This is a genomic window from Cupriavidus sp. D39 (assembly GCF_026627925.1).
GTDB lineage: Bacteria > Pseudomonadota > Gammaproteobacteria > Burkholderiales > Burkholderiaceae > Cupriavidus > Cupriavidus ulmosensis.
Window position 1 is genome coordinate 66,082 of record NZ_JAPNLE010000009.1, and the last position, 23,768, is coordinate 89,849.

20 protein-coding genes and 3 pseudogenes are annotated in these 23,768 nt (G+C 64.2%); 6 read left to right on the top strand and 17 right to left on the bottom strand.

Going from position 1 to position 23,768, the window contains the following annotated elements:
• Positions 1 to 780: 780 nt before the first annotated feature.
• The 4 genes from OMK73_RS11865 to OMK73_RS11880 form a co-directional block, all read right to left on the bottom strand.
• Positions 781 to 1,119 (bottom strand): hypothetical protein, encoded by a 339-nt coding sequence (locus OMK73_RS11865; protein ID WP_267602246.1) that lies wholly within the window; start codon positions 1,117 to 1,119, stop codon positions 781 to 783.
• Between the two features lie 628 nt (positions 1,120 to 1,747).
• On the bottom strand, positions 1,748 to 2,080 hold the full coding sequence (locus OMK73_RS11870) for a hypothetical protein (RefSeq protein WP_267602247.1): 333 nt from the start codon (positions 2,078 to 2,080) through the stop codon (positions 1,748 to 1,750).
• A 363-nt stretch (positions 2,081 to 2,443) separates the two neighbouring features.
• Positions 2,444 to 2,839, bottom strand: a complete 396-nt coding sequence (locus OMK73_RS11875) for a helix-turn-helix domain-containing protein (RefSeq protein WP_267602248.1) — start codon at positions 2,837 to 2,839, stop codon at positions 2,444 to 2,446.
• Positions 2,840 to 3,128: 289 nt separating this feature from the next.
• Positions 3,129 to 3,362, bottom strand: a complete 234-nt coding sequence (locus tag OMK73_RS11880) for a DUF2188 domain-containing protein (protein WP_267602249.1) — start codon at positions 3,360 to 3,362, stop codon at positions 3,129 to 3,131.
• Between the two features lie 671 nt (positions 3,363 to 4,033).
• Here OMK73_RS11880 and OMK73_RS11885 point away from each other — a divergent pair.
• The gene (locus OMK73_RS11885; RefSeq protein WP_267602250.1) at positions 4,034 to 4,204 is read left to right on the top strand and encodes a hypothetical protein; all 171 of its coding nucleotides are present in this window, start codon (positions 4,034 to 4,036) and stop codon (positions 4,202 to 4,204) included.
• Positions 4,205 to 4,306: 102 nt separating this feature from the next.
• Here the strand turns inward: OMK73_RS11885 and OMK73_RS39120 are convergent.
• The 12 genes and pseudogenes from OMK73_RS39120 to OMK73_RS11950 form a co-directional block, all read right to left on the bottom strand.
• Positions 4,307 to 6,287 (bottom strand): annotated as a pseudogene (locus OMK73_RS39120) (PAS domain S-box protein).
• Entirely contained in the window at positions 6,247 to 6,522 is a 276-nt protein-coding gene (locus tag OMK73_RS11900) for a hypothetical protein (protein ID WP_267602253.1), read from the bottom strand. The pseudogene OMK73_RS39120 and the gene OMK73_RS11900 overlap by 41 nt, the downstream one beginning before the upstream one ends.
• A gap of 32 nt (positions 6,523 to 6,554) precedes the next feature.
• Positions 6,555 to 7,076: a hypothetical protein gene (locus OMK73_RS11905; RefSeq protein ID WP_267602254.1), complete on the bottom strand. Its 522-nt coding sequence runs from the start codon at positions 7,074 to 7,076 to the stop codon at positions 6,555 to 6,557.
• 202 nt (positions 7,077 to 7,278) lie between these two features.
• Positions 7,279 to 7,752, bottom strand: a complete 474-nt coding sequence (locus tag OMK73_RS11910) for a hypothetical protein (RefSeq protein WP_267602255.1) — start codon at positions 7,750 to 7,752, stop codon at positions 7,279 to 7,281.
• A gap of 248 nt (positions 7,753 to 8,000) precedes the next feature.
• Positions 8,001 to 8,534 carry a GGDEF domain-containing protein gene (locus tag OMK73_RS11915; protein WP_267606336.1) on the bottom strand — a complete coding sequence of 178 codons (534 nt, stop codon included), beginning with the start codon at positions 8,532 to 8,534 and terminating at the stop codon, positions 8,001 to 8,003.
• A gap of 78 nt (positions 8,535 to 8,612) precedes the next feature.
• A pseudogene (locus OMK73_RS11920) lies at positions 8,613 to 8,783 on the bottom strand (PAS domain-containing protein); the annotation flags it as partial.
• Positions 8,747 to 9,691 (bottom strand): PAS domain-containing protein, encoded by a 945-nt coding sequence (locus tag OMK73_RS11925; protein WP_267602256.1) that lies wholly within the window; start codon positions 9,689 to 9,691, stop codon positions 8,747 to 8,749. The pseudogene OMK73_RS11920 and the gene OMK73_RS11925, both read right to left, overlap by 37 nt.
• A gap of 114 nt (positions 9,692 to 9,805) precedes the next feature.
• Positions 9,806 to 10,969, bottom strand: a complete 1,164-nt coding sequence (dinB, locus tag OMK73_RS11930; RefSeq protein ID WP_267602257.1) for a DNA polymerase IV — start codon at positions 10,967 to 10,969, stop codon at positions 9,806 to 9,808.
• A 74-nt stretch (positions 10,970 to 11,043) separates the two neighbouring features.
• Positions 11,044 to 13,506 (bottom strand): TonB-dependent receptor, encoded by a 2,463-nt coding sequence (locus OMK73_RS11935; protein WP_420715644.1) that lies wholly within the window; start codon positions 13,504 to 13,506, stop codon positions 11,044 to 11,046.
• 180 nt (positions 13,507 to 13,686) lie between these two features.
• Positions 13,687 to 14,688 carry a FecR family protein gene (locus OMK73_RS11940; RefSeq protein ID WP_267602258.1) on the bottom strand — a complete coding sequence of 334 codons (1,002 nt, stop codon included), beginning with the start codon at positions 14,686 to 14,688 and terminating at the stop codon, positions 13,687 to 13,689.
• A gap of 66 nt (positions 14,689 to 14,754) precedes the next feature.
• On the bottom strand, positions 14,755 to 15,258 hold the full coding sequence (locus OMK73_RS11945; RefSeq protein WP_267602259.1) for a sigma-70 family RNA polymerase sigma factor: 504 nt from the start codon (positions 15,256 to 15,258) through the stop codon (positions 14,755 to 14,757).
• Positions 15,259 to 15,465: 207 nt separating this feature from the next.
• Positions 15,466 to 15,957 carry a hypothetical protein gene (locus tag OMK73_RS11950; protein WP_267602260.1) on the bottom strand — a complete coding sequence of 164 codons (492 nt, stop codon included), beginning with the start codon at positions 15,955 to 15,957 and terminating at the stop codon, positions 15,466 to 15,468.
• 333 nt (positions 15,958 to 16,290) lie between these two features.
• Here OMK73_RS11950 and OMK73_RS11955 point away from each other — a divergent pair, with 333 nt between their 5' ends.
• Positions 16,291 to 16,542: a DUF1488 domain-containing protein gene (locus OMK73_RS11955; RefSeq protein ID WP_043345911.1), complete on the top strand. Its 252-nt coding sequence runs from the start codon at positions 16,291 to 16,293 to the stop codon at positions 16,540 to 16,542.
• Between the two features lie 123 nt (positions 16,543 to 16,665).
• Here the strand turns inward: OMK73_RS11955 and OMK73_RS11960 are convergent.
• Positions 16,666 to 17,522: pseudogene (locus tag OMK73_RS11960) on the bottom strand (23S rRNA (adenine(2030)-N(6))-methyltransferase RlmJ).
• Positions 17,523 to 17,791: 269 nt separating this feature from the next.
• On the opposite strand from OMK73_RS11960, the gene mnmC reads away from it, so the two are divergent.
• The 4 genes from mnmC (at position 17,792) to clpX (ending at position 23,691) form a co-directional block, all read left to right on the top strand.
• Positions 17,792 to 19,843, top strand: a complete 2,052-nt coding sequence (mnmC, locus tag OMK73_RS11965; protein WP_267606338.1) for a bifunctional tRNA (5-methylaminomethyl-2-thiouridine)(34)-methyltransferase MnmD/FAD-dependent 5-carboxymethylaminomethyl-2-thiouridine(34) oxidoreductase MnmC — start codon at positions 17,792 to 17,794, stop codon at positions 19,841 to 19,843.
• Positions 19,844 to 20,080: 237 nt separating this feature from the next.
• The gene (tig, locus tag OMK73_RS11970; RefSeq protein WP_267602261.1) at positions 20,081 to 21,442 is read left to right on the top strand and encodes a trigger factor; all 1,362 of its coding nucleotides are present in this window, start codon (positions 20,081 to 20,083) and stop codon (positions 21,440 to 21,442) included.
• 73 nt (positions 21,443 to 21,515) lie between these two features.
• Complete coding sequence (gene clpP / locus OMK73_RS11975) at positions 21,516 to 22,166, top strand: ATP-dependent Clp endopeptidase proteolytic subunit ClpP (RefSeq protein ID WP_017224974.1); 651 nt, start codon at positions 21,516 to 21,518, stop codon at positions 22,164 to 22,166.
• Between the two features lie 250 nt (positions 22,167 to 22,416).
• Positions 22,417 to 23,691: an ATP-dependent Clp protease ATP-binding subunit ClpX gene (gene clpX / locus OMK73_RS11980; RefSeq protein ID WP_043345921.1), complete on the top strand. Its 1,275-nt coding sequence runs from the start codon at positions 22,417 to 22,419 to the stop codon at positions 23,689 to 23,691.
• The last annotated feature ends 77 nt before the right edge of the window (positions 23,692 to 23,768 follow it).

Consider the following 23,768-nt stretch of genomic DNA (forward strand, 5'->3'; position numbering starts at 1 on the left):
GATGACTCCACGAAGCCCAAGACAGTGGGTGGAAGGGTGATCTCTACCGTCGTTTCCAGTGTGGCCGGCGGTGCGGCCGTCGTGCAGAAGTTCGGGCTGCAGGCTTGGACGCACGACTACATCGGGCGGGTGGCGCTGCTCGGTGCGCGCGCCCGCCTTCCTGGCACAGGTCGCGCACGGACAACTTTGCCTGCTGCGAGAGATCGGACGGGCCGCTGGCAAAGGTGCCCAAGCCCGCTAGCGGCTTCGCGTTCTTCCGCGCCCGCTGGTTGCGTTGGCTTTGCGTGCTGGTTATGAGATCAGGCTACCGGGCGGCACTGGCAGCATGCCGATAGAAAAAGCCGCCCCTGGCAGGGGCGGCGGCACAAGGTGCGAACGGGAAATGCAGAGGGACTGCATTCAGGGATGGGATGGTGACGGGTAGGGCGTAAAAACGGTGTAAAAATCGCGAGGCGCGTGTCGGTACCGCTACCGTCTGAACCGCCTCGCCGGCACCGTGGAGTTTGCGCGATGCCGGCCTCCTTTTACTTGCAATCCAAAAGAAAAAGCCCCGGCTGGGGAGAGCAGGGGCTTTAAGTGATAGCGGGCGACTTCGCAGTGCACCTTGGGCATGACTGTGACAGTGACTGGCCAGGTGCGCATCCCCCGATTGGGTAGAACGCGACGCGCCGGTGTCGACTCGGAGTGAACTTCGGTATCTTGTGCGCTGCGCCTTTGCAGTCTCCGGCTGGCGCGGCATTAGGTCAGGCTGAGAGCTGCGCGTTTTGCCTGGGATCCAGCTCAGTCATCTTCATCGTCAGACCAACGCGGTCCGTTCCGATGATGCATGCGCCACTCGTGCTCGCGCCAGCGCCTTTCTCGCCACTGTTGCTGCTGCCAGGCGCGTGCTCTCCAATCATCGTAGTAGCCAGGCGCAACAATAACCGGCCGCGGCTGCACGTACACCGGCGCAGGCTCGTAGTAGACCGGCGGCGATTCGTAGTAGACAGGAGGCTGGGGCGCCACGTACACGGGGCCGGGTATGCCGATGCCGATGCCCACATCAACCCGCGCGTGCGCGGCTCCAGAGGTGAGAAGGGTGGTCGCGCTCAGGAGCATGATCGCAGTGAGATTGCACATGCTGGACTCCTATGTTTCTATTGTTATTAATAGTCTAAGTTGGCGATTGACTTAGAAATAGCTAGGAATCAATACCGGGGTAACGAACTGTAACGCTGCCTTTCTTCCGGCTGGGAATGGGGTGTGCGGCGCAAGGCGGGGGGCGGGGGGCGGCACTGCGGCATCAGCGGGCCGGCACGCAATGCGGGGGCACCTCCTGGTGTGCGTGGGGCAGAGGCGCCCGGTGGGTGGACGGAAATCTGCCGCTATTTGGGTGACGACAGGCGCTGGCTTTGCCAGGGTACGTACCGAAGCGCGGTGTGAGGCTTGAGGGTGCCGCCTGCGTCGAATCGGTCCCAATCACGACGACCAAGTACGTTAAGAAGGCTTGCAGGCGGCAAAAGCAGTGTAGCTCGCAGAAAAAGGCCGCGAGGCGGACGGCACAATTGTTTGCATTTGTTCGATGGCAGGGCGGGCAACGCGACTAGTGCCGCATTAGCGAGGACGTCGGGAGTTCAATGTGCTGTATGTCGGGGATAGTACTTCGGCGATGCAACGCGTGTCCCACGGCGGTGATTCGGTATCAGCCTGCCGATAAGGCGCGCTGTAGTCGCGAGGTTGATGCTCATCGCGACTGCGTCGCTCCAGGTCATTTGCCCGGCTGAGAATAGGGTGTCGACGGATTCAAAGACGTTTTACTTTTTCCACCCCCGTAGTCCTGCGAAGTCCCCAAGGCCTGCGCAGCGGCCATATCGTCTCGCTGATGCCCTGAAGACGCATTGCTATAGCGCTGCGTAATGACGCCGTTCACTCCGGCGAGCGAATTGCCCTGACCTTGTGCCGAGCCATAGGCAGCGCCGTGCTGCCCAGAGGCGGCGGCATAGCCACCATAGCCCGCAGATCCGGAGGATTTGTATGCCGAGAGTTGGGCATGAACCGCGCCCGGCACCAACATCAGAGCAAGAATAGGGGTGATTCTCATGCTGTATCCCGTGGGGAGAAAAAGGGGTGTAGGCGGCAGGGTGAGTCACCTACACCCGTGAGTAACTACAACGGCGGTCATCTGCCGCCGCTATTGATTGTGGTGCGTCGCATCAATTTCAGTACCCTTCTGATGAAGGGATGCGCAATGCCAAAGACCCCGGGCAGCCCCAACGCCTGCCAGGCGTCATGGCCGGCCACCGCTGGCGCGTCGGGCACGCGCAAGGGGCGGCCTGCTGATTGGCTTGCTCGTCATCCTGTTCGCGGACAGGGAGATCGGTGTTGGCTCGAAGCCGATGATCATTCCAGGGAACCTGGGGAGAGACCGACCTGGCTCCGGTACTTGCGTCCGATGGCCAGGTCTTCAGGTTGAATGCGGATTATTTTCCTGGCTGCTCAACCAGTACGTCGATCGGCACGCAAGCGCTGCCGCGAGGCTCTGGAATACCTCGATGCTGCCATCACGTTTGCGGTTCTCGATCTGGCTGAGATAGGGCTTGCTGAGGCCCGCCGCGGTCGCCAGCGCATCCTGGGTCATGCGGCGGTATTCGCGCCAGGCCTTCACCGGGTTATCGCCGGAGAGTTCGGCATCCAGTATGGCGGCGGGGATCCGAAAACCGTCATCTCGAGTCTTGGCCTGCCCGTGCAGCGCTGCGTCGTCGAGCTCCCCGACCCGACGTTTGATGCGCTCCCACACTTCAATGGGCACCACCGCGAACTCGGGGCGGCCATCGCGTTCGATGAATTGAATGTTGATCATGGGTCGGCACCTCCACGGGGTTTGGCAGGCAGCGCGAGAACCCGGGCCGCTTGCCTGGTGACGCTACAGTGTGCATTTTCATGTTAGCTATGCGCTAACCGGAGCGCAAACAAAGCGCGTCGAATCCTTCGGCCACAAGGCAGCGCTCGGACCGCATGATTGAGCAAGTGTGTGGGCATCGAATCCGAAAGGATGAGGTTTTGTACCGCATGCTGCACACTGCGTAATTCAGTGGGTGTCAGTGCTGAGACGGCGCCGCGAGCCAGTGGCGGGCCGTCACTGGCCATGATCAGCCTCTCACACTGCGAGGGTCATGCCCGTAGCTATTGCGCGAGCGGATCTGACCATCCTGCCCATGCACCAGCAACTCCACCTTCTCGCGCTGTGCAATCGCCGTGGCGGCTTCCACCGCCTCCTCCTGAGTCAGGAAGTGTGCTCTTTCACCCTTGGCCCCCTCATGGATGATGTCCCACCCGTCGCCGTGGGGGACGACGTGTACGTTGCGTTGCGGTTTTGTATCCATGGCTGTCTCCCTGAGTGATGTTCTACTGTTGTTGTAGGCGATGCTTTGCCCTCTCGATAGTGGGCGGTGTCCGCCTTGGTGTCAAAGTAATCATTCTCAGGCTGTGCCGGCAGACTAACCGGTCAGCCTGCCGTCGGAACCGACAATAAACGTCGAGAATGAGGAGGTTCGATGAGCGATGCCGAGCCAGTGCTCTCGCCAGGAACACTCGAGGCGGACAAGTAACTGATCACGGTCCTGCTTGCCCAGTTCAATGCCTGCCGCGTCGAGATCCAGGTGCGGTCCGCAAGCCAGGCCGCGGTCGTGAACCTGAGCACCGGCTGTTCGTTGGTGGGGCGCGTGGGCATTCGATCTGGTGGGAATCAGAATGCTTCTGCCTGCCTGTATTCTCGGCAGTGGCAACCAGGGGCGCCAGAGGGTGGTGTCCTGCCAGAGGGTGGTGTCCTACATCTCCGAACTAGTGGAGGGGCTCTGCACCCAAGGCGCGCGGCACCGGCGCAGCGGCAAACAGTTCGTGCGGGTAGGGCCGCCATTGCGGTCGCGCCACGATGACGTGCGTGTAAGAGCAGGCCTACGTGCATCTCCGCCATCCCCCGATGCCTGTCGGCGGGCGCGCCGCCTAGATTGTTCTTATGCCGCAGCCACAGCGGCGTTCTGCAAGGAGCTGTCTCATGTCATTTGCGCTCTTCCTCGTTGGACTGCTGCTGCTCGTCGGCGGTATTGCATGGGGTCTCGTTACGGCAGGTGTGGCCCAAGTCTACGTGGGCATCATATGCGTCATCGTCCTCGGCCTGGGCATCATGGGGGCTGTTTCGCGTACGCGTACCAAAGATCCATCTTAGAAAGGATGATGTTTTCGTCGTGCATATTGCACATTGCGGAATTCCCAGGGTAGCTACCCTGCCGCTTTGACCCGTGGCTCGCGCGGCGCCCGTGCGGCTCGCTCAAGGCCTTTGGTTCGTTCGAGGGCTATCCCCGATGGCCAATGTGCGCTCGACCAACTCCAGAATGGTAGGCAGTTCAATGGGCTTCACGACGTGGCAATCGAATCCCGCGTCGCGGCTTCGCTGATGATCGTCCGGCTGACCAAAACCTGTCATTGCTACAAACCGCGTATCCGGCAGCTGGGGTAGATTCTTGAGTGCACGGACCACGGCATAGCCGCTCATGCCGGGCATCGCCAGGTCGATGAAGGCGATCTGTGGCCTGCATTTCTCGGCGATAACCAGAGCATGGGGACCGTCGTAGGCGATTGTGGGAAGGTGCCCCTGAAGTTCCAAGAGCATGGCGAGGCTGTCCGCTGAGTCTCGGTTGTCGTCGACGATCAGGATCCGCAGGCTTGGCTTTGTTGCCTTCGCTGTTCCTGCGCCCGCGTCCTTGAGGTGGAGGGCCGCGGGGCGGTACGGAAGCCGTATGGTGAAAGTACTTCCTTTGCCGAGTCCCTTGCTTGCCGCGGAAATCGTCCCGCCGTGAAGCTCGACCAGCGAGCGGCAAACCGATAGGCCAATTCCAAGGCCGCCCTCGTGACTACCGTGCCAACGGCGATCCTGCATGAAGAGATTGAAGATCGAATCAAGGGAATCCGGCGGCAGGCCGCAACCTTGATCGGTGATCGAGATCGTCAGTTGGCGACTAGCGGTGACCACGTTGACCTCTATCGAGGTAGACGGGGGAAAACTTGGATGCATTCAGAACCAGATTCTGGACGATCTGAGTGAGCCGCGTGCGGTCCGCCTCCATCAAGGTTGGTGTAGTCGGCAGATTGAGCGATATCTGTTGCGAACGGGCATCAAGTGTGGGGCGCGCGGCCTCGACGCCGAGTTCGATGATCTCGCGGATGTCGACCGTCTCAATCCGGAGCTGGACCTTCCCGGCAGTGATGCGGCCCACGTCGAGCAGGTCATCCACCAGTCGGGTCAGGTGCGTGACCTGGCGATCAATCAAGGCGTGACAGCGGTCGACGACGCTCCGGTTCTCGGGTTGGAGCGCAATGGCATTGACCGCGTTCCGAATGGGCGCGAGCGGGTTGCGCAGCTCATGGGAGAGCGTCGCCAGGAACTCGTTCATTCTCTGGCTGGAGGCCTCGAGCTCAGCAAGCCGCTTGCGCTCACTCATGTCACGCGTGACCTTGGCGAATCCCCGCAGCCTTTTCTCAGCGTCATAGACCGCTGTGATGATGACGTTTGCCCAAAACAGGGTGCCGTCCTTGCGCACGCGCCAACCCTCGTCTTCGAGGCTACCCTCTCGCTCGGCCTGCAAAAGCTCCCTGGCCGGCTTTTCGGCAGCGATGTCTTCAGCCGGATAGAAAGTCGAGAAATGCCGCCCGATGATCTCATCGCGTCGATACCCCTTGATGCTTTCGGCGCCAGGATTCCAGGTCATGACGTTGCCTTGGGGATCAAGCAGGAAGATCGCATAGTCTTTCACGCCTTCCACCAGCAGGCGGAGAGTCTCCTCGCTTTGACGCAGCGCTTCTTCCGTGCGTCGGCGCTCCGTTAGGTCGCGTGTGATTTTGGCGTAACCCCAGATTTCGCCATTGGGATGGCGCAACGCGGCGATGACAACGTTCGCCCAAAAGCGGGTGCCATCTTTACGCACGCGCCATCCTTCATCCTCGAGCCGCCCGCACCTGGCCGCTTCGCGCAACTCGCGCTCCGGCGCACCCAGGGCGCGCCCTTCCTCCGTGTAGAACGCGGAAAAGTGCCTGCCAATGATCTCCTTGGAAGTGTAGCCCTTGATTTTTTCGGCGCCGGGATTCCAGCTCGTCACGCGGCCGGTCGGGTCGAGAAGGTAGATGGCATAGTTCTCGATGCCTTCAACGAGTAAGCGGAAGTGTTCGTCGAGAAGGGCGAAAGGAGGCGCGGAAGACACCGATTGGGTGGGATCAGTAGCGCCAGAACCGGGAACGGACATAGCTGGGGGCATCGAGTTTGTGGGGCTGCAACGACAATACGGGCTTATCCTTTGTGGAATATAGGCCGCTTCCCGGCCCGGCACAATCCATGGCCTTCCCCTGCTTTTTGCGAGCGCAGATGGCGGTCGGATTGCCTTGGGAAAACCGGCAGCCACCCCGAAGGGCCAGGTGCTCGATCAGGTTCACCCCAGATTCAATTGCGTGGCGAGCGACAAAACAGAAGATCAGGTAAATGGCGCGGAACAAGCCGATACAAGCCGCGTTTTTCCTGGTCAACCTCAGCCCACCAGAACCTCCTCGCCCACGATCGCATCAATCTCCCCATACAGCCAGTCCGACTCCACGCCCACCTCCAGTTCCAGATCAATCCACGCCCGCTTGATCAACGGGTCAGCCCCTAGCACACCTGGCGAAACGACCCGGATCAACCGTCCACCGCGCGCCTGTATGAACTCAGCCTCTGCTTGCGTCGACACATCGGGCACCACGACATCGCGGCCGTCGAGCCGGGCTAGCGTCTCCGCGAAGTACTTGATCAACACATCCGGATCCATCGGCGCACGGTTCCAGGATTCACGAAGCCTTTGCAGCAGTTGGGCGGGCGACTTGCCGAGCGCCGGGATGAGGTCGTGGAGTTTGGCCGGGACGAAGTACGTCTCATTGATGCCCGCGCAGGCCTGGATCATGTGGCGCAGCGGTGCGTCGAAGGTGGCGACGAGGAAGGTGTGGTTCCCGGAGGTCAGGTAGTTCGTGATGAGGTCCTGGCCGGAGCCTGGGCGGCCGCAGAGTCCTATAAGCATGAAGTTTCCTTGGTCGTGTTCGTTCGCCTGTGGCTTGGCGTGCCCGCGTGGGTACCTCCGCACTTTCAGGGAACTGATGTCAAAGATTACCTATAGGTAATCATAAAAGCAAGTTCAATGGGTAATTGAAGTCGCCCAAGGGGATCATGCGGAGCGTGGAGGGCGAGGCGGTATATCCGGCAAGCCGGAAACCGCGCTCATCTCAGGACTTCTTCTTGCGTGGCTTGCCAGGTGCCGGTGTGCCGCTTTCGTGAACGGCGTTGCTGGCTGGCTTGAATGTTGTGCTTCTCCCGTCGGTCTTCAGCACGCGGGCAGCTTTGGTGTTTTTTCCGTATTGACGCACCGATCGTACGGTTTCGACCTGCGTGATCAATTCGATGGCCGCGAGCAACCGGTCGATGTCTTCGTTGCGCAAGCCATTGATCAGTCGGGCGAAGCGGGCGGCTATCTCGGGCGGCAGGGTTTCTTCTTTTGGGGGTGCGGCTGCGTCTTGCGCGTCGCCGTCCAGCCATAGGCGCGGCAGGCCGAGCTTGGCTTCGATGTCGCGTGCGAGATGTTCGCCGATGCGTTTCTTTCCGGCTTTGCCTGTGTTCGAGAATATGCGGGAGAAGTATGAGGGGTCGCGGTCGAGCCGGTCTGACAGGCGTGCGATGGAGCCGCCGAACTGTTCGGCCATGATCTGGGCTAGGCGCTGTTCACGTATATCTTGAATATCCATGGCCCATTAAACCCGTGCATTACCTGAAGGTAAATTTTCTGCTGGTACTGTAAATTCAATGACTAATAGGTAATATATAAGGCAGGGATAGCTTTCGGGCCTTGTTTAATGGGATGAGGGCTTGGCCGGGTTGCGGGGGATTTTGCCGGCGTGTCGTTGTCGTGGGTATGGCTACATGGCTACGCCAGTCACCGGCCTGGCGTGGATCAGTAACACTCGATACGGTTACGGCCGCGTTCCTTGGCGCGGTAGAGCGCCCCGTCGCTGCGCAAGAGGGATAGGTCCGCGCTGGCATCGGTGGCATGCATGAGAGCAATGCCGACGCTGACGGTCAGCGCGATGGTCTGGTTGCCGTCAAGCAGTGCGGTTTCCGTGATCTGATGCTGTATGCGCCTGGCAAATCGTGTTGCCGTATCAAGGCTGGCATCGGGGAGCACCACCGCAAACTCTTCGCCGCCGATGCGCCCGGCGAAATCGTGCTTTTGCAGCGCATTGCGCAGCAGCGCCGCGAAACACCGCAGGGCGTGGTCGCCCATGGCGTGGCCCCAGGTGTCGTTGATGGTTTTGAAGTGGTCGAGGTCAAAGGTCAGGACGGCGGCAGGGCGGCTGTCGGCCCGCCGGATCCGGGCGAGCTCCTGTTCGATCCGTTCGACGAAGTGGCGGCGATTGGGTAGTTGCGTCAGGAAATCGATGGTCGCAAATTCCTGCAGTTCTCCCTCGATGCGCTTGCGCTCGGTCACGTCGGTGATAAACCCGTGCCACAGCGTGCTGCCGTCGTCGAGCCGCCGGGGGCGTGCGTCGCCCTGCCGCCAGCGCAGCCCTTGCCTGGGTAGTTCGACGCGGTACTCGAGGTGCCATGGCGTCAGGCTGGCGGCGCACGCGTGCAGCGACGCGCAGTAGGCTTCGAGATCGTCGGGATGGATGACGGCGTGGATGGGGGCCGTGCTGGCGGCTACCTGTTGCGGCGTGAGCTCGTAGATATCGGTGATGCCGGCGCTGGCGTAGGGGAGGAAGGATTCCCCGTTGGCAGCAGGCGATGCTGGAACACCAGGCCGGGGACTTCGTTGGTCAGGCTGGTGATCAGGTCGACGGTTTGCCGCAGCTCTTCGGAGAGTGCCTGGATGGCCGTGATATCGGTGGTGGTGCCGATCATGCGCAGCGGCTCGCCGTTGCTGGCGCGGCTGACCACCTTGCCGCGGCTGGATATCCATTTATAGCTGCCGTCCTTGCAGCGGATCCGGTGGTCCACCGCGTAGCTTTCCGTCTCCTGGTTGAAGTGGGCTTGTATGGTGGCCTGGACGTAGGCGAGGTCGTCGGGATGGACGCGGGTATAGCTGTCTTCGATCCGGTTGGTGATCTCGGACTCTTCATAGCCGATGATGGCCTTCCAGCCGGCCGAGTAGTGGATCTTGCCCGCCTGGATATCCCGGTCCCAGACGCCCGTGCCGCTTCCCGCGATGGCCAGCTCCAGCCGTTGCTCGCTTTCCTGCAGCCTGCTGGTGTCGTCGTTCAGTTTGGCCTGGGCCAGGTCGCGCTCGATGATGGCGATCGCCATGTCGGCAAAGTCTTGCAGCAGGCCGCGCTGCGCCTGGTCCAGTTCGCGCGGTCCGGCATCGAACAGGCAGAAGGCGCCAAGCTGGCTGCCGCTCGATGTGGTCAAGGGGCACGCCGCGTGAAAGCCCATGCGCAGGCCGTCGATGAAGATGGGTGCATTGCCAGGATGCGCGTCATGCAGTGCGTCATGCAGCGTAACCAGCGCAACCGGGACCTTGAAGAGGTGCCGCGCGAGGCGTGTCAGCGCGTCAAACCGCTCTTGTTGTAATGGGACTGTAAGGTTCAGCGGCCTCGCGGTGTCGATGCGATCAAGTCTGGTTTCAGCTTCGGTAGAGGCCGGCATATCCAGGTCAAATGACAATTGACGTTAGCCCGAAGGTGTTGATTGCGCGCCGGTGCTGCGAGTTGCGCGTGGCTTGGCAATACTAGCAGACGGATCGGTTCGCGGCGGGGTCTGCTAAGCGTTGTCGGCGAAAGGCAACTCTGTCTGTACCGGCAGCGCAGCCGGCGTCAGTTCTCCCGCGGGCGTCAGCGCGCTGACCCTCACGCCCAGCAAGCGAATCTTTCGATCCAGGGCAACGCGTTTGACGCATTCGGTGGCGGCGCGCCGCAGCTGTGCGGCGTCTGCCGTCGGCTCGGGCATGCTGAGGTCGCGGGTGACGGTGTGAAAGTCGTCGTAGCGCAGCTTGACGCCGATGGTGCGGCCCACGTAGCCCTTGCGGCGAAGGTCTTCCGCCAGGCGCTGGCACAGGCCGGTGAAGACTTCGGAGAGCATCTGGCGGTCGTGCTTGGGATGCAGGTCCCGCTCGAACGTGGTTTCGCGGCTCATCGACTTGGGCTCGGAGCTGGTGACAACCGGGCGCTCGTCGTGGCCTTGCGCGATCTCGGCTAGCCATGCGGCGTAGCTGCGGCCGAAATGGCTCTGCAGCATGCCGAGGTCCGCGCTGGCGAGGTCGCCGACCGTGGCGATGCCCAGCGCTGCGAGCTTTTCGGTGGCTTTGGGGCCGATCCCGTTGACCTTGCGCACGGGCAGCGGCCAGATGCGCAGCGGCACATCGCTGGCTGCCAGCAGGGTGAGCCCGTCGGGTTTGTCGAGCTCGGAGCCAATCTTGGCGAGGAGCTTGTTGGGGGCGATGCAGATGGAGCAGCTCAGTCCCGTGGCTTCGCGCACCGCTTGCTTGATGCGGGTGCCGATATCGGCGCTCTCGCCTGGGACGTCGCTCAGGTCGATGTAGATCTCGTCGATGCCGCGGTCTTCGATCTCGCTCGTGAATGTGGCGACGGCGGCCTTGAACAGGCGGGAGTAGTGCCGGTACGAGTCGAAATCCGTCGGCAGCAGGATGGCGTCGGGGGCGAGTTGCGCGGCCTTCATCATGCCCATGGCGGAGAATACGCCCAGCGCGCGGGCTTCGTAGGTGGACGTGGTGACCACGCCGCGCCCGGCATAGTCGCGCAGCCGGGCAAAGCGCCGGCTGCCGTCGGGAAGTATCTCCGGTACCGCATTTCGTCCACCACCGATCACCACGGGCATGCCGCGCAGTTCCGGGTATCGCAATAGCTCAACGGACGCGTAGAACGCGTCCATATCCAGGTGGGCGATGCGGCGGGGGGCAGATGACATGGTGTCCGCGAATGACTGTATGCATATACAGTATATCGAATTCTGCCGACAATACCTTGGTGCCCCCGCTCTTTCTACCAGCGATGCACGTAGGTGGCCGTCATGACGATGCCTGCCGCGGGCAGGTGCGAGGTGTTGTTGCTGTTGCGCAGGAGCTGGCTGTAGAGCGGGTAGTAGTAGCGGTTCAGTAGGTTCTGGATGCCTACCGTGACGGTGTCTTTCTTGCTGACCTGGTAGCGGCTGATGAGGTCCAGCGTGGTGTAGCTGGCCACATCGCGCCGGCCGAAGCTGTCGACGCCGTTGAGCCGGTAGTCGTGCCCGGCGAAGAAGGTGGCTTGCAGGCGGTTGCTCCAGGCAGGCGTGGGCCGGTACTGCACATAGCCGGTCAGCTTGAGGGGCGGGATGCGGTAGCCGCTCATCTGCTGGCTCGGGCTGCCTTGCGGGGTTTCGCGGCCGCGCATCCAGGTGAAGGTGCCGCCGGTGCCCCATTGCTCGTTGTCGGACAGGTAGTCGGCCGAGGCTTCCACGCCATGGATGCGCTCGGCGGTGCGGGTCAGGATCAGGCCGTTGTTGAAGCTTTGCACGTCGCCCAGGTCGGAGGTGGTGTAGAAGACCGCCAGCGAGGTCAGGGTGTTGCCGAAGGCGCCGCGCCAGCCGAGCTCGTAGTTGTTGGTCTTGACCGGCTGCAGGTCGGACGAACCGATGTCGAAGCCGGCGCGCGCGTTGCGCACCTGCAGGCCGATGTCGGGCAGGTTGAAGCCCTGGCTGAACGAGGCATAGACCTCGTGCCCCTTGACCGGCTTGTACACCACGCCGACATTGCCCAGCAGCGCGGTGTAGTTGACCACGCCGCCCTTTACGGTCGCCGGCTGCGCCACGCGCGATTGCGACAGTGGCACGAAGTCGTTGAAGCGGGCGTTGGCGTACTGGTAGCGCAGGCCGCCCTCGGCCGACCACTGCTCGTTGAACTTATGCTGGAGCTGGCCAAAGCCGCCCAGGCTGCGCGTGGTGATCTGCGGCATGTAGGTCAGCGTGCCGGTCCTGTTGAAGACGCGCCCGCCGCTGGCGTCATAGGCCTTGCGATCGAAGATGTCGATCGGCATGTCGCTGCGCTCCTGCTCGAAGTCCAGGCCCCACACCAGGCGGGTGCGCTTGGCGCTGTCCAGGGGCGTCTTGATGGTGAGCCGGCTGCCGAACACGTCGGAGTTCTGCATGGACTGGTCGACATTGCCGCCGCGGGTGGCCACCGCGCGCGCGTCGAAGGGCGTGAAGCGCGTGAAGTAGTCGCGGTAGTAAAGCTGCGCGGAGACCGCGCTGCCTGCCAGGTCCTTGTGCTCGTATTCGAGATTGACCAGCGTGTTGCGGATCTGGTTCTGGTTGGCGAGCTGCAGGCCGCTGATGGCGCGCGCGGGCACGCTGCCCGGCGCCAGGCGCGCCACCGATGGGTCGGAGGCGTAGTCGGTGTCCTGCCTGGCGTTGAAATGGCTCACCGCAAGCTGCACGCGCTGCTCGGGCGTCAGGCGCAGGCCGAGCTTGCCGCCGAGGTTGTAGTTGTCGGACTGGAACAGGTCACCCTGGCTGGGTTCCGGGGCGATGCGCTGGCTGCGCGCATCGTAGGCGCTGCCGATGCGGCGGGCGCCTACGTCGAAGGCATAGTCGACCATCCCTTCGCTGCCGGAGACATGCTGCTGCAGCTGGCCGGACAAGCCGTCCGCGCGCAGCCGGGAGAGCGCAGAGGTGAGCGAGAACGTGGTCTCCGACAGCGGCGGGCCGCCGGCCGGGCGCGTGTTGATGGAAACGATGCCCCCGGTGGCCCCGCCGCCGTAGATGGCACTGCTGCCGCGCAGGACCTCGATGCGCTCGATCAGCGCCGGGTCCACGTTGGCGAGGTTACGCGCCGAGTCCCGGTTGGTGTTCAAGGGGATGCCGTCGACAAGGACCAGCATGCCGCGTCCCCGCAAGGTCTGGCCGAAATCGGTCACGGTATGGCTGGAGTCGGCCATGCCGGGAATGACCTTGGAGAGCAGGGTGGCGATGCTGTCGGAGCCGGTTTTCAGCTCGTCGAGCTCCGCGCGGTCGATGACCGTGACTTGCCGCGCGGGGCTCATCAGGTCGCTGGAGGTTCGCGAGGCAGTGACCTCCACGGCTTCGAGCATCCTGGCCGGCTCCGGGGCGGGCGCGGCCGTCGTTGCCGTTGCCGTTGCGGCCAACGCCGTGGTGGCGGCGATCGGCGCGGCGGCACCGGCCTGGCCCACTGGCTGCAGCACGATGCCGCTGCCATTGCGCTGGTAGCGGATGCCGCTGCCCTTGAGCAGCGTATCGAGCGCGGCTTCGGCGGGCATGCTGCCGTGCACGGCCGGGGCCTGCTTGCCAGCCACCAACGCGGGCGTGAAGAACAACTGCAGCGAGGTTTGCCGGCCGAGCTGCGTGAGCGCATCGGCCAGGGGCTGCGCACGGATGTCGATCGCCACTGGTGTTTGCTGGGCCGGCTGCGCGGCGGCCGGCGCGGCAATGGTGCCGATCAGCGTGGCGGCCATGGTGGCCATCAGGAGGGGCTTGGCGCGTGCGTGGCGGGCCGGGATCTGTTGCTGCTTCTCAGGATGTTGCTGGGTCACGTCGGGTCTTCTCGGATAGGCCGGGTTGGCATAAAGGGACGCAGGCCCGCAGCACGCGGGCACGTTCCGGGAGAAGACGAAACGCGGAGCAAAAACCTGAATCTAGCGTGAATATATTTCCGTGCTGCCATCGGCAAGGGTGCGCACGCCCACCGGCAGGAACTGAGGCAAGGCGGCGAGCAGGGCGTCGGTATCGTCGGCACGGAACACGCTGCTCAGGCGCAGCGCGCCGGTGCCGGCGTCGCTGATCCTGACCGGGCTGCGCCGGTAGCGGGAGACCTCGGCGGCCACCAGTGACAGCGGCTGGTCCTTGAACAGCAGCTTGCCTTCACGCCACGCCATGGTGGCGCCGAGATCGACCGCCGCCGCGGGCGCGACCCGGCCGTCTGCGGCAATGCGCGTGCCAAGGCCGGCCGACAGGCGCGCGGCAGACGGCGCCGCGCTGCGGCCTTGCACGCCCACCGACCCGGATTCGACCGCGACCGCGACCTCCGCGCCATCCCGGCGCACGTCGAAGCGGGTGCCGGTGACCGTGACGGTGCCGCTGCCGGCATCGACCACGAAGGGCCGCTCGCTGGCGTGCGCCACCTCGAACATGGCCTCGCCGTCGGCCAGCGTCACGGTGCGCTGGCCCGGCTCGAATCGCACCGATAGCCGCGTGCGCGTATTGAGCTCCACGACGGAGCCGTCGGGCAGCGTGACGCGTCGCCGCTCGCCGGGCGCGGTGCTGAAGCTGGCTGTGTAGTGGCTTGCATCGCTGGCCGCATAGGTAGCCGGTCCGGGCGCGGCCTGCTGGCGGACGAGCCACGCGGCGCCGACGGCTACCGCGCAGAGGCTGGCCAGCATGGCGGCGTGCAAGGCGGGTCGCGATCTCCGGGCGGCGGCCGCCGGTGCAGGGCCTGGCGCAAGGGCGCGCAGGCGCTCCGGGTCGAGGGCGCCGGCCGCTTGCCAGATGCGCTCCAGCGCCGTGTATTCGGCCCGGTGCACGGGGCTGGCGTCGAGCCAGGCCGCCATCTCAACGCGTTCCTGCTCGCTGAGCGAGCCATCGCGGGTGCGCGCAAACCAGCGTGCCGCGGCTTCGCGGGGAGCGTCCGGGGTTGTCATCTGTGTGCCGCCCCAAGGGTTGGGGGCAAGGAGGAGGGGGCAGGAGCCTGGATCAAGGCGCGGTACTCAATGGGGTGCTTGCGGGCCGAGCCGGTCGCGCAGATGGCGCATCGTACGGATCATGTGCTTCTCGACCATGTTCCTGGAGACCTGAAGGCGCTCGGCGATCTCTTGCTGGGAGAGCCCCTCAAGGCGTTGCCAGACAAAGACCTGGCGGCATGTGAGCGGCAGTTCCGCCAGCGCCTGCTCGAGCGCGTTGGCGAGCTGAACCGCGTGGAGCGCGGCTTCGGGATCGCCGGAGCTTGCGTGATGCGCGTCGATGCTGTCAAGCGGGAGCGCTTGCCGGCCGCCCTCGCGCCGGTAGGCGTCAATGGCAAGGTGGCGGGCGGTCTGGTGCAGGTAGGCGCGGGGATGTTCGGGCGGGCTGCCTTTGCGCTCCAGTACCTTGAGCAGCGCGTCCTGGGTCAGGTCCTCGGCATCAAAGCGGTTGGCGAGCTTGCGAGTCCAGGTGCCGACCAGTTCTTCGTAGTAGGCGAACAAGCCGAACGCGCGCGAGGGATGTGACGACATGGCGTGCGCGCGGCTGCGAGTGGTTGCAAATGCGACGTATTATCATTTGTGCGATCAATGTTCGTCAATAGCTACATTGAGCCCGCCCGCCGGGGAAAAAGCCCGCGAACTGCGCGGGCCTTTGAAAGCGCAGCCGGTGTAAGCAACTCCGGCTGGCCCGCGATGGTCGCAATGGACGACGGAATCTCTTTCGCCCCGGCGACGGGATCAGCGCAGCAGGAACGCGATATCGTCGACGCTGATCTGCGCCGGGGCGACTCCGCGGCGTTGCTGGAACAGGATGTGCTGGAGGACCTGGCGGCGCTGCCTGGCGAAGACGGCCAGATCGATGGGAATGCCGGCCCGCGCGTAATGCTCGACGAGCAGCTTGTAGGCTCGGTTGCGCATCTGCAGGGCTTCGGCTTCGGCGCGCAGCCGGCCGGTGTCTTCGGGCGGTGTCGCCTCGGCCTGCCGCAACGCTTGCATGGCGGCGGCGTGCATGTCGCGGTACCGGTCGAGCTCGGTTTGCGTTGCGTGCAACCGCTCGCGCAGCGCGCGGACCTTGCGCTGCAGCTTTAATGTCATGCCAACGCCGTGCTCGATGAGCGCGACGGTTTCCAGCGCGTGGCTGGCTGCGGCGATGGTGTTTTTCCAGATGCCCCTGTCCGTCACCTCGACGTCAGGCGCCCACCCGTTTCTGGCTCCGTGCAAGCTTTCCATATGACCCCTTGACCCTTGTGTTGATTTCCGGCGGCCGGCTTTATGGTTGCCGTCCTGTCCCGGACCACGGTGGACGTGCCGCCGTGCATGTTTCGGGAATCGTACGGTCTAGCCGTTCGCGGGCGAAGTAGAAGATGCTTAGATCTGGTCTTCCCAGTGCATATGTCGCGTCATGTCCGGCCAGCAAAAAGCGACGCCGCAGGTGGGTGAAATGACAAGGGAAAGCGGTCCTCTCCAGACTTGCCGGGGAGCTGGCTGCTGAATCCGGCACAAATACGGCTGCCACGCCTTCTATACCGTACGGAGGGGCGCGAATCGGACTACGATGCAGACATGGCACTCAATTTCCCCAATCCCAGCCGGAGTTACGACCCATCCAGGCATTGCGTATGTTTCTGGGGCTACGACAGTTCGCGTGAAATCTCCTTCGAGGTCGACCGCGCGGTACTCTCCAACCTCAGCCCCGAACTACGCCCGGACGAGCCCGCCGTGCTGGAGGCATTCGACCGCCATCGCGACCACATCCTGGAACTCGCGCGCGGGCTCTATTCCCGCAGCCGGCAGAACAGGTACACCATCTCCTGACGGCGGTTCGATCGCCTAGCAGTTCCGATCGTGATAGGCGCTCGCCTGTCACGATGCCTTTGCCGTGCGCGGCGGCAGCGGTGCGGGTTCCGCTGCCATCCTGTCCGCCAACCGGCGCGAGGATCAGCTTTCCTGCGCTTCCAGCGTGAAGCCGGCGCCGTCGTCCTGGCGCAGCATCGTCACCAGGGCGGGCATGGCTGCCTCCAGGGTTTCCTTCAGGCGCCACGGCGGATTGACGATGAACATGCCGCTGCCGTGCAGGCCCAGCCCGCCGGCGACCGGATGCTTGACGCGCAGGGTGACGTGCAGCCAGCTCTTGAGCGGCAGCTTTTTCAGCTGCACCGGCAACTGCACGGATTCGCGGCGCTGCACCTCGGGATACCAGATTGCGTACATGCCGGTGGCAAAGCGCTGCAGGCAATCCTGCAGGCTGCGCACCACGCGGCCGTAGTCCTGCTTGTCTTCGTAAGAGGGATCGATCAGCACCAGCGCGCGGCGCGGCGGCGGGGGCAGGATGGCGTTGATGCCGGTAAAGCCGTCGCCGTCGTACAGCATGACGCGGCGGCCGGCGCCACGGAAGTTATCGCGCAGCACCTGGATTTCCGTGCTGTGCATCTCGAACAGGCGCAGGCGGTCCGCGTCCCGCAGCATCTGCCAGGCAAGCCAGGGCGAGCCAGGGTAGTGCTTAAGGTTGCCGTCCGGGTTCAGCGTGCGTACCTGTTCCAGGTAATCCTCGACCAGCGTCGGCATGGGCCGCTTGGCGGCGGCGGCCTGCCACAGCCGGGCGATGCCGGTCTCGAACTCGCCTTTTTCTGCGCGTAGGCGTGATCGAGCGCGTACAGCCCGGCACCGGCGTGCGTGTCGATGTACCAGAAGGGCTTGTCTTTCTGGCTCAACTGCTCCAGCAACTGGACCACGATGGCGTGTTTGAGAACATCGGCGTGGTTGCCGGCGTGGAAGGCATGACGGTAGCTGAGCATGGCGAGGCGGGAAAAGGGCGTGCGGGGCGTGCGGGTGCCGGCCTGGAGGGGCCGGCGGCACAGGGCGCTATGCTACCATCGCCGGGCTTTGGGGCGGGCCGGCGGCATGCCGCAGGGCGCGCCTGGCGGGCGATTGCGGGCGATTGCGAGCGCCTTCGCCATCTTCCAGTCCCAATGCATTTCGCGTCTGACGCGCCCCCGCATTTCCCAATCTGCGGACCTTTGTCCCCTTGTCCCCCTTGTCCCCTTGTCCCCTTGTCCCCTTGTCCATATTCCGCGCCTTAGAACCCGCCGAGCCCGCTTTTTCCGCTTCAGGCTCGCCCTACTCGCCGCGCTACGACGAGGTCTACCACGGTAACGCGGATGGCCTGGAGAGGGCCCGTCACGTCTTCCTGGCCGGCAGCGGCTTGCCGCAGGCCTGGGGCGGGCGCGAGCAGTTCGTGATCCTGGAGGCCGGTTTTGGGCTGGGGTTGAACTTCCTGGCAACCTGGCAGGCATGGCGAGACGATCCCAGGCGTTGCCGGCGGCTCCATTTCGTGTCGGTGGAGAAGCATCCGTTTACCAGCGCGGGGCTTGCCGCGATGCATGCCAGCCTTGGCGCTCAGGCGGCGCTCGCGCCGCTGGCCGCCGAGCTGAGGGCCGCGTGGCCGCTGGCGTTGCCCGGCCTGCACCGGCTGGAGTTCGAGGGCGGGGCGGTCGTGCTGACGCTGGCGTTTGGCGATATCGATGCCGTGCTGCCGCGGTTGGTGCTGGGTGCGGATGCCTTCTACCTGGACGGCTTTTCGCCGGCGCGCAATCCCGATATGTGGCAGCCGCAACTGATGAAGCGCCTGGCCCGGCTGGCGCGCCCGGAGGCCACGCTGGCCACACATGTGGCGGACAGCGTCTTCCAGCGGGGTTTGCAAGCAGCCGGCTTCGCGGTCGGTTCGGCCCCAGGATCTGGCGGCGCGCCGCCGATGACCGTGGCGCGCTTTCCTGTCATGCGCGGCACGCGGCGGCAGCCGCCGCCGTGTGCCGCGGCCTGGCCCGAGCGGCACGCGATCGTCATCGGCGCTGGCCTGGCCGGCTGCGCGGTCACCGAGCGGCTGGCCGGGCGTGGCTGGCGCGTGACGTTGTTCGATGCCCACGAGGGCCCGGCGCAGTTGACCTCGGCCCACCGCGCCGCCGCCATGCATCCGCATTTGTCCTCGGATGACAGTGTCCTGTCGCGCTTGTCGCGGGCCGGCAACCTGCAGTCCCTGCGGACCTGGGCGGCGCTGGCGGCGGCGGGACATGCGCCCGGCTGGCAGGGCTGCGGCGTGCTGCAGACCGGCGCGGGCGTGGAGGACGGGGGCATCCAGCAGGCGGCGCTCGCTGCCCTGGGCTTTCCGGAGGCGTTCGCGCGCTGGATGAGCGCCGAGGAAGCCGCCAGCCGGCATGGCGCGCCGGTACCCCACGGCGGGCTGTGGTTTGGGCAGGGCGGCTGGGCGCCGCCGCCCGAGATCTGCCGCGCGCAGCTGGCGCGGGCCGCGGCGGCGGTAACGGCGCGCTATGGCAGCCGGGTGGCAGGGCTGGCGCGTGTCGCGGATGGCTGGCAGGCGCTGGACGAGGCGGGCGCGGTGCTGGCCGCAGCGCCGGTGGTGGTGGTGGCCAACGCGCACGAAGCGCTGCGCTTGCTTGGGCTGCGCCATATGACGATCGACCGGGTGCGCGGCCAGCTCACCACGCTGGAGCCGGCGGCGCTGGCGCGCCTTGGCGAATGGCCCGATTGCGTGGTCACCGGCACTGGCTACCTGTTGCCGCGCGCGGCGGACGGCACCGCGCGCATCGGCTCCAGCTACGAGCCGGATGGGCAGGATGCCGGCGCGCTGGACGAGCGCCCCGAAGTGCACGCCGAGAACCTCGCCCGGCTGGGCGCTTTGCTGCCCGCGCTTGCCGGCGCGGCCGCCAGCCTGGATCCGGCAACGCTCACAGGCTACGTTGGCGTGCGCAGCGTCTCGCACAACCGCCTGCCGCTGATCGGCCGCGTGGCCGACGAGGCCCAGGCGGCGCGGGACGCCGCCGCGCTCAGCGGGGCGCGCCTAGGGGATATCCCTCGCCTGCCGGGGCTGTACGCGGCACTTGCATATGGCTCGCGCGGCCTCACATGGGCCGCATTGGGGGCGGAATTGCTGGCCAGCCAGATCGAAGGAGAGCCGTTGCCGCTCGAACTCGAGCTGGCCGAGGCCATCGATCCGGCGCGGCTGCTGGTGCGTGCCTTGCGCCAGGGGCAGGTGGCGAGCGGTGCAGGCGACGCCGGCGGTGAAAGCGGCGATGTGCCCGCCGAGCCGGTTCCCGGGTAAAAACTGCCGGAACCGGATGAAAACCGTGCGATAATCCCCGTTTTCCGTTTGCGTGGACCTGCGCCCGCGGATGCTCTGGAAACGCCATTTTCTTGCGCGTGTCCTTGCGTCCGATTCGGTTTGCGTGGGTTTGCGTGCCGGGTATCGGCATTTGCCGTCGCTTTGCCTGTGTCTTCTCGGGCACGCGAGCGGGGTGCGCTCACGAACACAACAACACTCTGGATTGGATCAACGACCATGTCGAATGTCATTGAAAACCTTGGCAAACTGGACCGCAAGGTGACCCTGGCCATTCCCAAGGCCGAAGTCGAAAAGGAAAAGCTGGAACGTCTGGTTCGCCTGTCGAAGACGGTGAAGATGTCCGGTTTCCGTCCCGGCAAGGTACCGATGAAGATGGTCGAGAAGCAGTACGGCCAGCAAGTCGAGTTCGAAGTGCGCTTCGACAAGGCTGCCCGCAAGTTCTTCGACATCACCAAAGAACAAGACGTGAAGGTCGCCGGCCAGCCGAAGTTCGAAGTCAAGACCGACGGCGTGAGCGAAGACGAAGTGGCCTTCGACGCAACCTTCGAGGTCTATCCGGAAGTCAAGCTGGGTGACCTGGCTGGCGCCGAAGTGACCCGTACCAAGACCGAAATCACCAATGCCGAAGTCGACAAGACCATCGACATCCTGCGCAAGCAGCGCGTGCACTACCACACCCGTGGCGAAGCCGGCGAGCACGGCGACGGCGGTGCGGAAGTGGCCGCCCAGAATGGCGACCGCGTGACCCTGGACTTCGTTGGCAAGATCGACGGCGTGGAATTCCCCGGTGGCAAGGCTGACGACTTCGGCTTCGTGCTGGGCGAAGGCCGCATGCTGCCCGAGTTCGAGCAAGCTGCACTGGGCCTGAAGGTTGGCGAGAGCAAGACCTTCCCGCTGGCGTTCCCCGAGGACTATCACGGCAAGGACGTGGCCGGCAAGACTGCCGAATTCACCGTCACGCTGAAGAAGATCGAGTGGGCGCACCTGCCGGAAGTCAACGACGAGTTCGCCAAGTCGCTGGGCGTCGCCGACGGCAACGTCGACAAGATGCGCGCCGACATCCGCGAAAACCTGGAGCGCGAAGTCAAGCGCCGTACGCACGCCATGCTGAAGGACCAGGTCATGGACGCGCTACTCAAGGCGAGCGAGCTGGAAGTGCCGAAGGCCCTGATCGAGCAAGACCAGGAGCGCCTGGTGGAAATGGCCCGTCGCGACCTGGAACAACGCGGCATGCCGAACGCCAAGGACATGCCCATCCCGGCCGAAATGTTCACGCAGCAAGCTGAGCGCCGCGTCAAGCTGGGCCTGATCCTGGCCGAGATCGTCAAGGCCCACGGCCTGGACGCCAAGGCAGACCAGATCAAGGCCGAGATCGAAGACTTCGCCAAGAGCTACGAAGACCCGAAGGAAGTCATGCGCTGGTACTACGGTGACCAGCAGCGCCTGGCCGAGATGGAGGCCTACGTGCTTGAAAACAACGTGGTAAATTTCGTGTGCGACAAGGCCAAGGTCACCGACAAGACGGTGTCCTTCGAGGAACTGACTGCCGAAGGCAACAACCAGCCTCAGCAGGCCTGAGCCTGGCCCGTGGCCGGAGCGCATGGCGCGCCGGCCGCAGCCTTGTCTCTTACCGAACTCCAGGAGAACTTGCATGACCCGCAATGATTTGCTTGACCGTCTGGCCACCACGCAGGCCTCCGCCCTGGAAACGCAGGGACTGGGGCTGGTGCCGATGGTGGTTGAGCAGTCCGGTCGGGGCGAGCGCGCCTATGACATCTATTCGCGCCTGTTGAAGGAGCGTTTGATTTTCATGGTCGGCGAAGTCAACGACCAGACCGCTAACCTGGTGGTCGCCCAGTTGCTGTTCCTGGAAAGCGAGAATCCCGACAAGGACATCTCGCTCTACATCAACTCGCCGGGTGGCTCGGTGTCGGCTGGCCTCGCCATCTACGACACCATGCAGTTCGTCAAGCCGGACGTGGCCACGCTGTGCATGGGCATGGCTGCCAGCATGGGTGCATTCCTGCTGTCTGCCGGCGCCAAGGGCAAGCGTTCGGCGCTGCCCAACTCGCGCATCATGATCCACCAGCCGCTGGGCGGCGCGCGCGGCCAGGCCTCGGACATCGAGATCCAGGCCCGCGAGATCCTGTACCTGCGCGAGCGGCTCAACACGATCCTGTCGGAAGTCACCGGCCAGCCGGTCGAGAAGATTGCCCGCGATACCGATCGCGACAACTTCATGAGCGGCGAACAGGCAGTGGACTACGGCCTGATCGACAAGGTGCTCGCTCGCCGTAGCTGACAGGCCGGCCTGGCTGCCAGCACGGCGGGCCGGGCAGGTGCCGCTCGACGATGCCTCCGGGTGTCGTGGGCCGGCCCCGGAATGAAGAAGGCTATACAGAAACGAGGCCTTGTGCCTCGTTTTTGCTTTTGCCCCACAGCGTGGGGGTCCTACCCGCCGCGCCAATTTTTTTGGCGTATGATGCGTTTGAAGCGTATCCCCGCAGCGCCTTGGCACTGCGGCACGCACACTGCTAATGTGACTGATTCCTATGGCGGATAAAAAAGGTTCATCCAGCGAGAAGCTCCTTTACTGCTCGTTCTGCGGCAAGAGCCAGCACGAGGTAAAGAAGCTCATCGCGGGCCCGTCGGTGTTCATTTGCGACGAATGCATCGACCTGTGCAACGAGATCATCCGCGACGAGGCAGCCGCATCCGACAAGGACGCGGGAGCCACGGCCAAGTCCGATCTCCCCACCCCGCACGAGATCCGCGAAAGCCTGGATCAGTACGTGATCGGGCAGGAGCAGGCCAAGAAGATCCTGGCCGTAGCGGTGTACAACCACTACAAGCGCCTGAAGCACCTCGGCAAGAAGGACGACGTCGAGTTGTCCAAGAGCAACATCCTGCTGATCGGCCCCACCGGTTCGGGCAAGACGCTGCTGGCGCAAACGCTGGCGCGGCTGCTCAACGTGCCGTTCGTGATCGCCGATGCCACCACGCTGACCGAAGCCGGCTATGTCGGCGAGGACGTGGAAAACATCATTCAGAAGTTGCTGCAGAACTGCAACTACGAGGTGGAAAAGGCACAGCGCGGCATCGTCTACATCGATGAGATCGACAAGATCTCGCGCAAATCCGACAACCCGTCCATCACCCGCGATGTCTCCGGTGAAGGCGTGCAGCAGGCACTGCTCAAGCTGGTCGAAGGCACCATGGCTTCGGTGCCCCCGCAAGGCGGCCGCAAGCACCCGAACCAGGACTTCCTGCAGGTGGATACCACCAACATCCTGTTTATCTGCGGCGGTGCGTTTGATGGCCTCGAGAAGGTCATCATGCAGCGTTCGGACAAGACCGGCATCGGTTTTGCCGCGCAGGTGCAGAGCAAGGAAGAGCGCGAGGCCAGCGAAGTGCTGCCGCAGGTCGAGCCGGAAGACCTGATCAAGTTCGGGTTGATCCCGGAACTGATCGGCCGCCTCCCGGTAGTGGCTACGCTGGCCAAGCTGGACGAAGCCGCGCTGATGCAGATCCTGGTCGAGCCGAAGAACGCGCTCATCAAGCAGTACCAGAAGCTGCTGGCGATGGAAGGCGTCGAGCTGGAAATCCGCCCGGCCGCGCTGTCCGCGATTGCCCGCAAGGCAATCCGCCGCAAGACCGGTGCACGTGGCCTGCGTTCGATCCTCGAACAATCGCTGATGGATGTGATGTACGACCTGCCTAACTACAAGGGCGTGCAAAAGGTGGTGATCGATGAGAACACCATCACCGGGGACGCTCCGCCGTTGCTGATGTACGAGGAACAGCCTAAGGTGGCTGGTTCGAACTGACGCGAACGCCGGCGCTTATGACGATGCCAGGCCGGCAGCGAGTCCTGAGAGGCCGTTCGCGAAAAGCGAGCGGCTTT

What these genes read in the sequence shown, in the direction of transcription:
- OMK73_RS11865 (WP_267602246.1), bottom strand. Translation starts at nt 1,119, where the DNA reads ATGTGCAATCTCACTGCGATCATGCTCCTGAGCGCGACCACCCTTCTC.
- OMK73_RS11870 (WP_267602247.1), bottom strand. Translation starts at nt 2,080, where the DNA reads ATGAGAATCACCCCTATTCTTGCTCTGATGTTGGTGCCGGGCGCGGTT.
- OMK73_RS11875 (WP_267602248.1), bottom strand. Translation starts at nt 2,839, where the DNA reads ATGATCAACATTCAATTCATCGAACGCGATGGCCGCCCCGAGTTCGCG.
- OMK73_RS11880 (WP_267602249.1), bottom strand. Translation starts at nt 3,362, where the DNA reads ATGGATACAAAACCGCAACGCAACGTACACGTCGTCCCCCACGGCGAC.
- OMK73_RS11885 (WP_267602250.1), top strand. Translation starts at nt 4,034, where the DNA reads ATGTCATTTGCGCTCTTCCTCGTTGGACTGCTGCTGCTCGTCGGCGGT.
- OMK73_RS11905 (WP_267602254.1), bottom strand. Translation starts at nt 7,076, where the DNA reads ATGCTTATAGGACTCTGCGGCCGCCCAGGCTCCGGCCAGGACCTCATC.
- OMK73_RS11910 (WP_267602255.1), bottom strand. Translation starts at nt 7,752, where the DNA reads ATGGCCGAACAGTTCGGCGGCTCCATCGCACGCCTGTCAGACCGGCTC.
- OMK73_RS11925 (WP_267602256.1), bottom strand. Translation starts at nt 9,691, where the DNA reads ATGCCGGCCTCTACCGAAGCTGAAACCAGACTTGATCGCATCGACACC.
- dinB (WP_267602257.1), bottom strand. Translation starts at nt 10,969, where the DNA reads ATGTCATCTGCCCCCCGCCGCATCGCCCACCTGGATATGGACGCGTTC.
- OMK73_RS11935 (WP_420715644.1), bottom strand. Translation starts at nt 13,506, where the DNA reads ATGGCCGCCACGCTGATCGGCACCATTGCCGCGCCGGCCGCCGCGCAG.
- OMK73_RS11940 (WP_267602258.1), bottom strand. Translation starts at nt 14,688, where the DNA reads ATGACAACCCCGGACGCTCCCCGCGAAGCCGCGGCACGCTGGTTTGCG.
- OMK73_RS11945 (WP_267602259.1), bottom strand. Translation starts at nt 15,258, where the DNA reads ATGTCGTCACATCCCTCGCGCGCGTTCGGCTTGTTCGCCTACTACGAA.
- OMK73_RS11950 (WP_267602260.1), bottom strand. Translation starts at nt 15,957, where the DNA reads ATGGAAAGCTTGCACGGAGCCAGAAACGGGTGGGCGCCTGACGTCGAG.
- OMK73_RS11955 (WP_043345911.1), top strand. Translation starts at nt 16,291, where the DNA reads ATGGCACTCAATTTCCCCAATCCCAGCCGGAGTTACGACCCATCCAGG.
- tig (WP_267602261.1), top strand. Translation starts at nt 20,081, where the DNA reads ATGTCGAATGTCATTGAAAACCTTGGCAAACTGGACCGCAAGGTGACC.
- clpP (WP_017224974.1), top strand. Translation starts at nt 21,516, where the DNA reads ATGACCCGCAATGATTTGCTTGACCGTCTGGCCACCACGCAGGCCTCC.
- clpX (WP_043345921.1), top strand. Translation starts at nt 22,417, where the DNA reads ATGGCGGATAAAAAAGGTTCATCCAGCGAGAAGCTCCTTTACTGCTCG.